The organism is Pontiella sp. (assembly GCF_041622395.1).
Lineage (GTDB): Bacteria > Verrucomicrobiota > Kiritimatiellia > Kiritimatiellales > Pontiellaceae > Pontiella.
The window spans coordinates 1-11,920 of sequence record NZ_JBFJYW010000095.1 but is presented as its reverse complement, the minus strand read 5'-3'; the positions used below and the strand labels follow the sequence as shown (position 1 = coordinate 11,920).

The 11,920-nt window shown below is 61.9% G+C and carries 14 protein-coding genes; 7 read left to right on the top strand and 7 right to left on the bottom strand.

The window, feature by feature from the left end; translation table 11 throughout:
- The 3 genes from ABYO54_RS07365 to ABYO54_RS07355 all read right to left on the bottom strand — a co-directional run.
- A partial coding sequence (locus ABYO54_RS07365) for a sulfatase-like hydrolase/transferase (RefSeq protein WP_372807603.1) occupies positions 1–547 on the bottom strand: 547 nt, incomplete at its 3' end.
- Positions 548–556: 9 nt separating this feature from the next.
- The gene (locus tag ABYO54_RS07360) at positions 557–979 is read right to left on the bottom strand and encodes a glycoside hydrolase family 97 N-terminal domain-containing protein (protein WP_372807602.1); all 423 of its coding nucleotides are present in this window, start codon (positions 977–979) and stop codon (positions 557–559) included.
- 68 nt (positions 980–1,047) lie between these two features.
- A complete protein-coding gene (locus ABYO54_RS07355; RefSeq protein WP_372807601.1) occupies positions 1,048–2,556 on the bottom strand; it encodes a sulfatase in 1,509 nt (502 codons plus the stop codon).
- Between the two features lie 329 nt (positions 2,557–2,885).
- On the opposite strand from ABYO54_RS07355, the gene ABYO54_RS07350 reads away from it, so the two are divergent.
- From ABYO54_RS07350 to ABYO54_RS07330, 5 genes are all read left to right on the top strand, one after another.
- Positions 2,886–3,644, top strand: coding sequence for a YgcG family protein (locus ABYO54_RS07350; protein WP_372807600.1), 759 nt, complete (start codon positions 2,886–2,888; stop codon positions 3,642–3,644).
- A 21-nt stretch (positions 3,645–3,665) separates the two neighbouring features.
- On the top strand, positions 3,666–4,379 hold the full coding sequence (locus ABYO54_RS07345; RefSeq protein WP_372807599.1) for a hypothetical protein: 714 nt from the start codon (positions 3,666–3,668) through the stop codon (positions 4,377–4,379).
- A 2-nt stretch (positions 4,380–4,381) separates the two neighbouring features.
- Entirely contained in the window at positions 4,382–4,960 is a 579-nt protein-coding gene (locus ABYO54_RS07340) for a LemA family protein (RefSeq protein WP_372807598.1), read from the top strand.
- Between the two features lie 149 nt (positions 4,961–5,109).
- Entirely contained in the window at positions 5,110–5,649 is a 540-nt protein-coding gene (locus tag ABYO54_RS07335) for a hypothetical protein (protein ID WP_372807597.1), read from the top strand.
- Between the two features lie 6 nt (positions 5,650–5,655).
- Complete coding sequence (locus ABYO54_RS07330) at positions 5,656–6,435, top strand: HD domain-containing protein (RefSeq protein ID WP_372807596.1); 780 nt, start codon at positions 5,656–5,658, stop codon at positions 6,433–6,435.
- Here ABYO54_RS07330 and ABYO54_RS07325 read toward each other — a convergent pair whose 3' ends face one another.
- From ABYO54_RS07325 to folP, 4 genes are read right to left on the bottom strand one after another with little or no spacing between them, the layout of a single operon-like run.
- Positions 6,436–7,092, bottom strand: a complete 657-nt coding sequence (locus ABYO54_RS07325; protein ID WP_372807595.1) for a tetratricopeptide repeat protein — start codon at positions 7,090–7,092, stop codon at positions 6,436–6,438. It lies immediately after the preceding gene.
- Between the two features lie 10 nt (positions 7,093–7,102).
- Positions 7,103–8,053: a YbbR-like domain-containing protein gene (locus tag ABYO54_RS07320; protein WP_372807594.1), complete on the bottom strand. Its 951-nt coding sequence runs from the start codon at positions 8,051–8,053 to the stop codon at positions 7,103–7,105.
- The gene (gene cdaA, locus ABYO54_RS07315; RefSeq protein WP_372807593.1) at positions 8,043–8,906 is read right to left on the bottom strand and encodes a diadenylate cyclase CdaA; all 864 of its coding nucleotides are present in this window, start codon (positions 8,904–8,906) and stop codon (positions 8,043–8,045) included. The genes ABYO54_RS07320 and cdaA overlap by 11 nt, the downstream gene beginning before the upstream one ends.
- Complete coding sequence (folP, locus tag ABYO54_RS07310; RefSeq protein ID WP_372807592.1) at positions 8,903–9,763, bottom strand: dihydropteroate synthase; 861 nt, start codon at positions 9,761–9,763, stop codon at positions 8,903–8,905. The genes cdaA and folP overlap by 4 nt, the downstream gene beginning before the upstream one ends.
- Positions 9,764–9,961: 198 nt before the next feature.
- Here folP and ABYO54_RS07305 point away from each other — a divergent pair, with 198 nt between their 5' ends.
- Both ABYO54_RS07305 and ABYO54_RS07300 read left to right on the top strand, forming a co-directional pair.
- On the top strand, positions 9,962–10,624 hold the full coding sequence (locus ABYO54_RS07305) for a succinate dehydrogenase cytochrome b subunit (RefSeq protein WP_372807591.1): 663 nt from the start codon (positions 9,962–9,964) through the stop codon (positions 10,622–10,624).
- Between the two features lie 277 nt (positions 10,625–10,901).
- Positions 10,902–11,920 (top strand): FAD-dependent oxidoreductase (locus ABYO54_RS07300; protein WP_372807590.1); only part of this gene is annotated, 1,019 nt, incomplete at its 3' end.

The window sequence follows — 11,920 nt, the reverse complement described above, 5'->3', positions numbered from 1 at the left end:
ACGGGCGGCCGTCCGGGTTTTGGTTGAGGAAGGCGGCGAAGTTGGCCGCGTAATCGATATTCCTGATTCCGGAATAGGGCGGCTTCAGCTTGATGTCGTTATAGGCCTGTCCGGCCGGGTTCTCGCCCGCGCAGACCCCCGGCGCCCAGCCCTTTCCGGTATAGCCCACGTGGAATCCGGCGTCTTTGAGCAGATGGGGGTAGAAGGAAAATTTTTCCGGGAAACGGGGCCAATGGTTGCAGGCCTCTTCCAGTTGCCAGCTATAGCGGCCCGTCACCAGGCAGGCCCGCGCCGGCGAGCATTTCGGGTTGCAGTTGTAGGCGTTGCGGAACAGGACGCCGCCCTCGGCCAGCCGATCAAAGGCGGGCGTTTGGACCATCGTGCCCCCATAGGCGCCGAAGGTGCTCATCGAGGCATCGTCGGCAATGCAAAACAGAATGTTCGGGCGCTCGGCGGAAGCGGCTGCCGGCTCTGCCGGCACGCGCCCGGTCGAAAGGGCCCCCGCAACGCAGGCCAGCCCCAGCACTGTTTTCGTGGTTTTTTTCATCTCGGAATCCTATGGTTGCGGGCGGATCCACATGCAGTGGTCGCCGGCCTTGCGCCGGTAGGCATCCGGGAAATCCGGCAGGGTGACGAGCCCGCTGGGATACAGCAGGCACTGCGCCGCCAGCGAAACGACGGCGGTCGGCAACTGGCGCTGGCAGTATTCGCGCGTGATGAAGGAGTCCAGGTCGAACATGCCGCAACTGCGGGCGACCTCCGCGATGGCAAGCGGCGTTGCGGCATCCGCCTTAAGACCCAAGGCCGACGGGGCGATGATCGGGGCGCCGTTCAGGTTGACCGAATAGGAAATGGTTCCCTTTTCGCCCGAAAGCGCGACTTCGATTTTCCCGTCGGGCGAGCGCAGAACCTCCGCCGCATGCAAGGTGGAACAGACGACTGCAACGGCGAGAGTTGAGCATCGGCGGAGGTTTTTCATAATAGAGTCCTTTGTCGAACCCGGAAGCCTGCACCCGCGGGCATATGCGGTTCGATTGGCGTGCGTGCCTAGAATTCCAATTGCGAGCTCGGGGGCAACGGCACCCGGTTGGCCTTGCGCCATGCGACCAGCTCTTTGAGCAGTGCCTGCGCCTTTTCCGGATTCCCCGCGGCCATGTTGTGCTCCTCCTTCAAATCCGTGCGAAGGTTGTAGAGCTCGATGTCGCCCTCCTTCAGAAACTGGATCAGCTTCCAATCGCCCTTGCGGATGACGGAGCAGGGTGGGTTCTTGTAGGTGCTGGCGAGGTGCCAGAACAGCGCGCGTTCCTTCATCGGTTGGCCTTGCATCAACGGAACCAGGCTGTCGCCGTCCAGCGTCCCGGCGTAGTCGGCGATGCCCGCCAGCTCCAGGAACGTGGGGAAATAATCCATGCCTTGGATCGGTTCTTCGCAGCGGCCGGGCGCGATGGTTTTCGGCCAGTTGACGAGCGCCGGGACGCGGATCCCGCCTTCGTAGATATAGCCCTTGGCGCCGCGCAGGTTCGCGTTGCAGCTCTGGAGCCCGTTGAAGCCGTTGTCGGAGGTGAAAAACAGGATCGTATTTTCGCGGAGCCCGGCCCGGTCGAGATAGTCGGTGATGCGCTTCACGTTTTCGTCAACCGCCTTCACCATGGTGGCATAGGCGGCGATCTCCTTTTTCTTTTTCGCCGGACCCATGCCTTGCCCGGTTGCGGGATCGCCCGGCTTCTTCATGAAATGCTCCATTGACGCCTCGTTGCGCGCAACGGAGGGCTTGTGCGGCGCGTAGAAATGCAGGTTCACGAAGAAGGGGCCCGCCTTGTGGCGCTCCATGAAATCGATCGCGTCGGACGTCAGCCGGTCGGTCAACCATTCGTCCTCCGCCTTTTCCGGGATGAAGGGATTCTTGAAGGGGGCCTGATAGCCGCCGCCCGGCGCGTTGTAGCCTTTGTCGTAGCCGCGGGCCGGATCGCCCCACCAGGTGCCGCCGACATTTTCGTGGAAGCCGCGGCCCAAGGGATAGTACTGCTGGATTTCCGGCGTTCGATGGGCCGGCAGCCAGTCCAGGTTTCCATTCGGCGGCTGGCCCAGCTTCTTGGCCAGCGGCAGGGTTGTTTCCTCGTCCGGGTTCGGCCCGACGATGTGCCATTTGCCGAGATGGATCAGCTTGTAGCCCGCTTCGTTGAGGGGCTTCGAATAGACCGGGTGCTCGGTTCCGACCGTCCACTTCGAAAAGATGTTGTCGTTGCCGTTGCCCCGTTCCAGCACCGGGACCGTATAGCATCCCGTTCTGAACGACTGCTTCCCGGTCAGCAGCGCCGCGCGCGACGGCGAGCAGGTTGGGTACATGTAGGACTGGTCGAAGACCAGGCTCTGCTTGGCCAGCGCATCGAGGTTCGGCGTCTCGAAATACGTACTGCCCATGAACCCGACATCCTGCATGCCCAGGTCGTCGGCCATGATGAAAACGATATTGGGTTGGGCGGCCTGCGCCGATCCCGCCAAGCCGGCGGCAACCCATAGGGCCGTGCGCAGCACTCCGTGCGAAAACTTCTTCATCTGACTCCACTCCATTAAACGATTCCCCCTCAAGGGAGGCGGACGAGCGGCAACCCCGAAATGGGACACCCGCATCCCGCCAAACCCAAACAGACTACCACCTGACCGCATCCCGGCCTATCGCCTAAAAAGAGTATTTACGCCCGGCGCCGGCGTCCCGCCGGCCGCGACTACAAAATCAGCCGGTCATTGTAATGGTTTTCGGTGCGGGGTCGGCTACGCTCCCGGCATGCGTTTGAATGTTGCCAAGCCTCCGGTTCGCGGCGCCGCCCGTCGGGGCGGGCGATGATTTAGGTTGATCGGCAATCCCCAAACGGTACTGTTTCGAAATGCGAAAATTCAAAACCATCATTCCTGTACTCGCGTTCCTGTCGTTGGTGCTCGGCGCATCGGCGTCGGATCGGCTGCTCAACAGCCTGACGCCGCGCTACGGCTACGCCGTCCACGATTTTGCCAATGTCATCTCCGCCTCCGACGAGCAGCGCATGCAGTCGATGCTGGCCGAGCTGGAACAGAAGACGGGCGCCGAGGTGGCGGTGGTCACCATCAAGTCGCTCGAAGGCGGGCAGATCGACGATTTCGCCAACCGGCTCTACGAAAAGTGGGGCGTCGGCCAGAAGGGCAAGGATAACGGCCTGATGATACTGGCGGCCATGGCCGAGCGCCAAATGCGCATCGAGGTCGGCTACGGGCTCGAAGGCGCGATTCCCGATTCCGCGGCCGGGCGCATCCGCCGCGATGTCATCACGCCTTACTTTCAGAACAACCAGCCGGGCAAGGGATTGCTGGCCGGGGTGGCGGCGGTCTCGCAGGAGATTGCCAAGGAGTACGGCGCGACGCTGACCGGGGAGGCGACCCAATACCGCCAGCCCAGTTCGCAGCGCCGCACGCAAAAACAGAACCCGATTTTCACGATCGTCTTCGTGATCATCTTCGTGATCTTCGCGATCCGCCATCCGCATCTCGCCCTGTTGCTGCTGCTCAGCGGTGGGCGCGGTGGCGGGAGCTCCGGCGGCGGCTTCGGCGGCGGGAGCGGTGGCTTTGGCGGCGGCTCCAGCGGCGGCGGCGGTTCCAGCGGCGGTTGGTAGACCCTTTGAAGGAGAAACAGAATGACACCTGAAAAACTGGTAGAAGAATTGAAGAAAGCCTGTCCGACGGGCCTGAAGTCGGTGGTGCTCTACGGCTCCGCCGCGGCGGGCGACCATGCGGGCAAGCGTTCCGACTACAACGTGCTGGTCGTTACCGAAGACCTCGGCACGGCCACGCTCGACGCGCTCTCGAAACCCGCGGCCAAGTGGGCGCAGGCCGGCAACCCGGCCCCGCTGCTCTTCACGCAGGAGCGGCTGGCGCAGGCGACCGACGTCTTCCCGATCGAGCTGCTCGACATCCGCGAGTGCCACCAAATCCTGCATGGCGAGAACCTGGTGGCGGAGCTGGAGATCGACACCAAGAACCTGCGCCTGCAGCTCGAGCACGAACTGCGCGGCAAGCTGATCCGCTTGCGGCAGGCCTATCTGCTGACGGGCGGCAAACCCAAGGCGGTGGCCGACCTGATGGTGCAGTCGCTTTCGACCTTCCTCGTGCTGTTCCGCGCCGCGCTGCGGCTGTTTGGCGACCGCGTTCCGCAACCCAAATTCCAGGCCCTGGAAGAACTCGCCGGCCATCTCGACTTCGATGTCGCCGTCTTCCGCCAGGTGCAGGAACTCAAGGACGGAACCCAAAAGCCGAAGGACGTCGCCGTCGGCGAACTTTTCAATACGTATCTTAAAACCATTGAATGCGTCATCGATGCCGTCGACGCCTTCATTCATCAAGGAGAATAGAAATGAAGAATAAAGGATGCTTGATTTCCCTGGGCGTGGGCCTTGCCCTCATCGTGATTGTCGTCATGACCCTCGTGGGCAAATACAATGCGATCGTTACGCTCGAAGAGGGCTGCGACCTCGCCTGGGCGAACGTCGAAACCGTCTTGCAGCGCCGCTACGACCTGATCCCGAACGTGGTCAACACCGTCAAGGGATTCGCCGAGCATGAAAAGGATCTGCTCACGGAAGTCACCCGCCTGCGCAGCCAGTGGGGCGAAGCCAAGGCCGCGGGCAACACCGCCGGAAGCGTCCAGACCGCCGGCATGCTTGAAAACGCGCTGGGCCGTCTGATGGTCGTGGTCGAGAAATATCCCGACCTCAAATCCAACCAGAACTTCCTCGCCCTGCAGGAAGAGCTGGCCGGAACCGAAAACCGGATCTCCGTCGAGCGCCGCCGCTACAACGAGGCGGTCGCCCGCTTCAACGCCACCATCCGCCGCTTCCCCGCCAACCTGGTGGCCGGAATCGCCGGGGCCGAGCGCCGTTCGCCGTTCGAAGCCGCCGCCGGAGCCGCCGAAGCGCCCACGGTGGAATTCTAGCCGGGGCGGTTTTTTGCCAGGGAGGCACGGGGGAAATCCAACCTCGGTGCCTCTGCGCCCGCCGCCGAACCGGGTGGTGGAAAATCCGGGCTTGAACCGGCGGGACGGGGCAGGCACTATCCGCCCTTTCTTGTTTTCAGGAGTTTCGGATGAGCTTGCAATGGATCGCGATAATTATTGGCCTGCTGGCCACGGGTGGCGGGTTGGTCGGCGTGTTTCGCCCCGATCTGGTTAAGCGTTTTGCGGAAGTGTTTCCGCGCAGCGTGGTTCCGGCCTGGATCTTCACCGCTCTCTGTTGCTTGCTCGGGGCCCGGGAGGCGGGCGCCATGAACATGGGCGCCGTCGATGTCATCAAACCCTATATCCCCTTCATGGCGGTCGCCGTTTTCTTTGCCAGCGTCTACTACATGAAGGAGCTGCTTGCGCCGCGCGCGCTGGGCGGGTTCCTCTGCCTCATCTCCGTACCGATCGTCCGCACGGCCTCGCAGTCCGGCGAACCCTTCTTCCAGGTGCTCGTCACCGTCATGTATCTGTTGGTGATCTACGGGATCGTTCTGCTGATGTCGCCGTGGTATTTCCGGAAATGCTACGAGCCCTTTCTGAAGAACGCCATGCTCTTCAAGCTGGCCGCCGTCGGCAAAGCCGCCGTCGGCATCGTTTTGGTTCTGCTGGGAGCCCTCGTCTACTAACCGGCCATGACCGACGCGCAGCTCCAGGCGGTCCGGCGGCATTTCATGGCCTATGCCAACGGCTACCTGGCCCAGGCCGGCGCCATGCGCCCCATGATGGAGCTCAAGCGCGAACACTGCGCGTTCGTGGCCCGCAACTGCAAGGAGCTGGCCACCGTCAACGGTTGGCCGGCGCAGGATGTCAATACCGCCGAGGCGCTCGGCTTCCTGCACGATATCGGCCGCTTTCCCCAACTGGAGGAATTCGGAACCTTCCTCGATGCCAAATCGATCGACCACGGCGAACGCGGGTGGCAGGCGATCCGCGAGAGCGGCCTGCTCGACGAGGTGGAGCCGCAACTGCGCGATGCGCTGCTCGACGGCGTCCGCCACCACAACGGGCGCACGATTCCCGAGGGCTTGCCCGAAAACCACTACCGCTGGATCAAGCTGATCCGCGATGCCGACCGCCTCGACATCTATCGCGTGGTCTACGATGCCATCGTCAACGAAGAGCTGGAGGCGCACCCGGAGATCGGCCTCGGGCTGCGGCTCGAAGGCGACCCGTGCCCCGAGTTGATCGAACGCATCCTGCAAGGCGATCCGCCCGCCTACACGGATCTGAAAACCTTCTCGGATTTCCTGCTGCTGATTCTTTCGTGGGTGGGCCAGATGGGCTATCCGGCCACGCTGCAAATCATGCGGGAGCGGGGCATTGTCGGGCAATTCGCGGCGCATCTGCCGACGGGGCAGCCGCAGGTGGCGGCGGCGGTTCGGATGTTCGGGCGAACGGTCGACGCGGCCTGATTATTTTTCCGATTCGTCGTCCGTGCCTTCGATCATCTTCTGCGTATCCCAGGCGCGCTTGCACTTGCGGATCTGCTCGTTGTAGGCGTCGACCTGTTCCTGGGTAACGCCTTGGCCGTGGGTGGTGGCGACGCTGGCCATGTGGGTGATGGCCCGGTAGGCCTTTTCATACTGGCCGGTCACGTAGTAGGCCTCGGCGAGCGTACTCCAGACGTGGTGGTCGTAGGGGTCGATCGCCATGGCCTCCTGGGCCAGCGCGATCGCCTTGTGGCCGTCGCGGACGGCGGGGTCTTCCGCCGTGGCATAGAGCCAGGCCAGGTTGTTCTTCAGCTTGAAGTCTTCCGGGAAGTCTTCCACCAGCGCGCTGAGGAGCTTCTCGGCTTTCTGGTATTGTTTCGCTTCGATGTAGACGTGGCCGATGACGTAGCGCGACTGCTGGTGATTCGGGTCGATTTCGAGGATGCGTTCGTAGGCGCCCACGGCCGATTCGTACTCCTTCTCCGCGAAATAGGCCTCGGCCACGCTGAGCAGGAACGCGATCCGCTCCGCGTCCGTCTTCTGGTTGATCTGGATGCCGGCGGATTCCTGCGTCTGGGCGCCGGCGGGGGCCGAAACCAACGCGGCCAAGGTGAGTGCGCTAACCAAAATACGTTTCATTTCCAATCTCCTAAGGTGCATTGCCGATCCTTACATGGACTGCGGCGGGGTCGCTCTTGAGCAGTTGCAGGCCCGCGGGCAGGTCGACCACCACGGGCAAGTCGTAACCGGTGATTTCGCTCAGATCAAGGCAGTTGACGTAGGCGAAGATTTCCGCCGTGCGCAATTGCTCGATCCGCTGTTGCTGCCCCTGAACGGTGATGTTGATGCTGCTCGGCTCCACGTCGATCTGCCGCTTTTCGCCCGGGGCGCACAGCGTCCGGACCGGAATTTTCTCGAGGGTTTCCGTGCGGGTGTGCGTCACCACGAAAAACTCGACCGAGACCCAGTCGGGTTCGGCCCGCATGCGGCCGGCCTGGGGCAGGGCGATCGGTACGCTCGCCTTGAACGAACCCTGCCGATCCTTCAGCTCGATCGCTTCCGTGTGGATATACTGCATTTCGTCCAGCACCTGCGCCGCGCCCGTCACATTGACCGATGCGGGCGTGCAGACGATGCGATCGACCTCCAGCCCCGCCGGCAACGAACCCTGGACGGAGGCCTTGACCGGCAGTTGCTTCGAACTCTCCTGGTCGAGCCGAACCACGACTTCCGATGGGCTGAAGCTCACCACTTTGGCGCCGGTTGGGTTGCGGAGGTTGGCTTTCGTCAGCTTGATGGTCCGCTCCTCGCCGTGCTTCGGGGTGGGCACGGGGATGACGACGCGCAACTGCTCGTTGTTGAGATAGCGGATATCCTCCCGCGAGCCGCGGAAGACGATGTTGACTTTGTTGACCGACTTTTCCCAAACCGCCCATCCTTCGGGCACGCTGATGTCGACCGCGATGTTGGAGACCGAAACTTCGTACCCGAGATTCTTGCGGATACCCTGCCAGGCCAGGAAGGCGAGCACGATGCAGAGTAGCAGCAGCCACTTGTCGGCGTTGAGCTGAATCATGAATCTGGAGAGTCTACTCTTCATCCTGCTCCTCGTTTACGCTCATTAGAACGGTGTCGGACAGGTTGGCTTCCCCGGTCTGGATCTTTTCGCGGAAGCGGGCCAGACCCGTGCGTTCGCGGCGGAGCATCGAGGAGAGCACCCGGTGCAACCGGTCGTCTTCCAAGCCGCGGCGCAGGCGGCCGTTGTAGGCGATCGAAACCGTGCCCGTCTCTTCCGAAACCACGATTACGATGGCGTCGGTTTCTTCGGTAATGCCGATGGCGGCGCGGTGGCGCGTGCCGAGCATCTTGCTCAGCTCCTCTTTCTGCGAAAGCGGGAAAAGGCAACCCGCCGCGCAAATGCGGTCGCCGGAAATGATTACCCCGCCGTCGTGCAGCGGCGTGTGCGGGAAAAAGATGGTGGCCAGCAGCTCGGAACTGACGACGCTTTGCATTTTCGTGCCGGTGTCCTGGATGGTGCGCGTGCCGATTTCGCGTTCGATGGCGATGAGAGCGCCGATCTTGCGTTTCGAGAGGATTTTCACCGCCTGCGTGATCGGCTCGACCAGGTTGCGTTGGGAGGTCATGCCGTTGTTGCGCCAGGGTTTGCGGCCCAGGCGGGCGAGCACGCGGCGGATCTCCGGCTGGAAAATCACGACGATGGCCAGCGAGATGTAGAGCATCAGCTTGGAGAGGATCCAGTTGAGCACGTCGAGGTGGCTCAGGCTGGTGGTGGCGTAGAGGATCCCGAACAGGACGATCAAGCCGGAGAGGATCGATGCGCCGCGCGTCCCCTTGAAGAGCCGGAAGACAAAATACAGCAGGCCCGCCAGAATCAGGATTTCAATCCATCCCAGCGTATCCGGTATCTCGAAAGCGTCTCGCCAATGCGTCATAATTCACCGTTGCAGAGAGTATCCGTGATCCGGCAGACATCGCAAGTTTCGATTACGTCATGGACCCGCAAAATGTGGGCCCCTTGCCGCACGGACCACGCCGCGACGCCCAGGCTGCCCGCCCGCCGCTCCGCCGGGGCCTCGCGCCCAGTAATCTGGCCGATGAACCGCTTGCGCGAGGCTCCGACCAATACCGGGCAGCCGCACGCCGCCAGTTGCGGAAGTCCTCGCAGCAAGTCCAGGTTGTGTGCGCAGGTTTTCCCGAAGCCGATGCCCGGGTCGATCACCAGGTGGCTGCGGGCGATGCCGCTCTGCTCCGCGAAGTCGAGCCGGCTCCGCAGATAATCGCGCACCTCCTCGACGACATTTCCGTAGGTTGGATCGTCCTGCATCGTCTGGGGCATGCCTTGTTTGTGCATCAGCACCGCCCCGGCCCCGGTTTCCGCAACAACGCCCGCCATGCCGGCATCGTATTCGAACGCGGAAACATCGTTGACGATGTCCGCCCCCGCTTCCAGCGCCCGCCGCGCAACCCCGGCCTTCATCGTATCGATCGAAATCGGGATGCCGGAATGTTCGCGGATCTTGGCAATGACCGGAACCGTGCGCCGGATCTCGTCGGCTTCCGCAACGGCGGCCGCGCCGGGGCGGGTCGATTCGCCGCCGATATCGATGAGGTCCGCGCCTTGTTCCACCATCTCCAGCGCATGTTCGACCGCCTTGCCCAAGTCGGCGAAGTCGCCGCCGTCCGAGAACGAATCGGGCGTTACGTTCAAAATGCCCATCACGAGCGTCCGTTCGCCCAGCACGATCGTGCGGCCGCGGCAGTTCCAGTGGTAGATTTGGCGGGTTTTCATGCCCGTGTACATACCACGCCGGCCTCTCCAACCCAAGGCGACTTGCAAGGAATCGGTGCCCGTCGCTCCGGCGGAATGGCTCCTCCGCCGGTGCGGGTTTCCGGAAGAAAATCGGAGAAAGCAGTTTCAAAATATCCGAAAATATTATAGGAGTACTCAGTATTGAGTATTAAATTAGTCCTATTAGGGTGATGATTTATGGATATCAAGCGGATGCTGCTCTCCTCAATCGGTAAGAAACTACTGCTCGCGACTTCGGGGCTGGTGATGTTTCTGTTGTTTCTCGTTCCCCACATGGGCGGCAACATTCTGTTTTTGTTCGGGCCGGACCTCTTCAATTCCTACGCCCACCACCTCCACCAGCTCGTGCCGGTCGTGATCGGCATCGAAATCCTGATGCTGGCGATGATCTCGCTGCACATGTTCATGGGCATCCGGGTAGTGCTCGAAAACCGAAAGGCGGCCGACAAGCGGCAGACGCTTAAATCGTCGAAGGAGCGGTCGCTGGCGGCCAAGCTCATGCCCGTCTCCGGCGGCATGATTTTCATCTTCATCGTCAAGCACCTGCTCGACTTCAAGTTTTATGAAAAGGCCACCACCACTCTGCACGGCGTCGAAACCTACGATGTCTACCGCATGGTGCTGGAGCGCTTCCAAAGCGACCCCGTTCATCTGATCTTTTACGTCGGCTTCATGCTGGCCGTCGGGCTGCACCTGAGCCACGCGCTGCAAAGCGCGCTCCAGACCTACGGGCTCTACATTCCGCGCGAGGGCAGCAAGATCAAGCTCGCATCCTTCTTCGTCGGCTGGGCCATGGCCACCACGTTCGCCATCATTCCCATCTCCGCCTTCATTGGCTGATCTGATGTTATGAACATTGAATCTGAAAAAAGTAAACGCAACGGCGCGAAGCACGCCGAGGTTCGCAAAGCATACCTTTGCGATACTTTGCGCCTTTGCGTTGAAAAAGCATTAGAGGAGCTTCCATGAAACTCGACGCCATCATTCCCATCTCCGCCTTTATTGGCTGATCTGATGTTATGAACATTGAATCTGAAAAAAGTAAACGCAACGGCGCGAAGCACGCCGAGGTTCGCAAAGCATACCTTTGCGTTGAAAAAGCATTAAAGGAACTTCCATGAAACTCGACGCCAAGATTCCCGAAGGCCCGATGGCCGAAAAATGGACGAACCACAAGTTCAACGTCAAGCTGGTCAATCCGGCCAACAAGCGCAAACACAAGATCATCGTGGTCGGCAGCGGGCTGGCCGGGGCCTCCGCCGCCGCGACCCTCTCCGAGTTGGGCTATCCGGTCGAATGCTTCACCTATTCCGACTCGCCGCGCCGCGCGCACTCGATCTCCGCACAGGGCGGCATCAACGCCGCCAAGAACTATCCCAACGACGGCGACTCCGTCTACCGCCTCTTCTACGACACCGTCAAGGGCGGCGACTTCCGCTCCCGCGAGGCCAACGTCTACCGCCTGGCCGAATGCTCGAACCTGATCATCGACCACTGCGTTGCCCAGGGCATTCCGTTCGCGCGCGAATACGGCGGCTACCTCGCCAACCGCTCCTTCGGCGGCGCGCAGGTGTCGCGCACCTTCTACGCCCGCGGCCAGACCGGCCAGCAACTCCTGCTCGGCGCCTTCGGCGCGCTCCAAAAAGAGATCAAAAAGGGCGGCGTCACCATGCGCACCCGCTGCGAGGTGATCGATATCGTGGTCATCGACGGCCAGGCCCGCGGCATCATTTCGCGCGATCTCGTCACTGGCGAGCTCACCCGCCACGCGGCCGACGCGGTCGTGCTGGCCACGGGTGGCTACGGCAACGTCTTTTTCCTTTCCACCAACGCCATGAACTGCAACACCAGCGCCGCCTGGCGCGCCTATAAGAAGGGCGCCGCCTTCGCCAACCCGTGCTACACGCAAATCCACCCGACCTGCATCCCGGTCCACGGCGAATACCAATCCAAGCTCACGCTGATGTCCGAATCGCTCCGCAACGATGGCCGCATCTGGGTGCCCAAAGCCAAGGGCGACCAACGCCCCGCCAACGAAATCCCCGAGCAGGAGCGCGACTACTACCTCGAACGAAAATACCCCGCCTTCGGCAACCTGGTCCCGCGCGACCTCGCCTCGCGCAACGCCAAACAGGT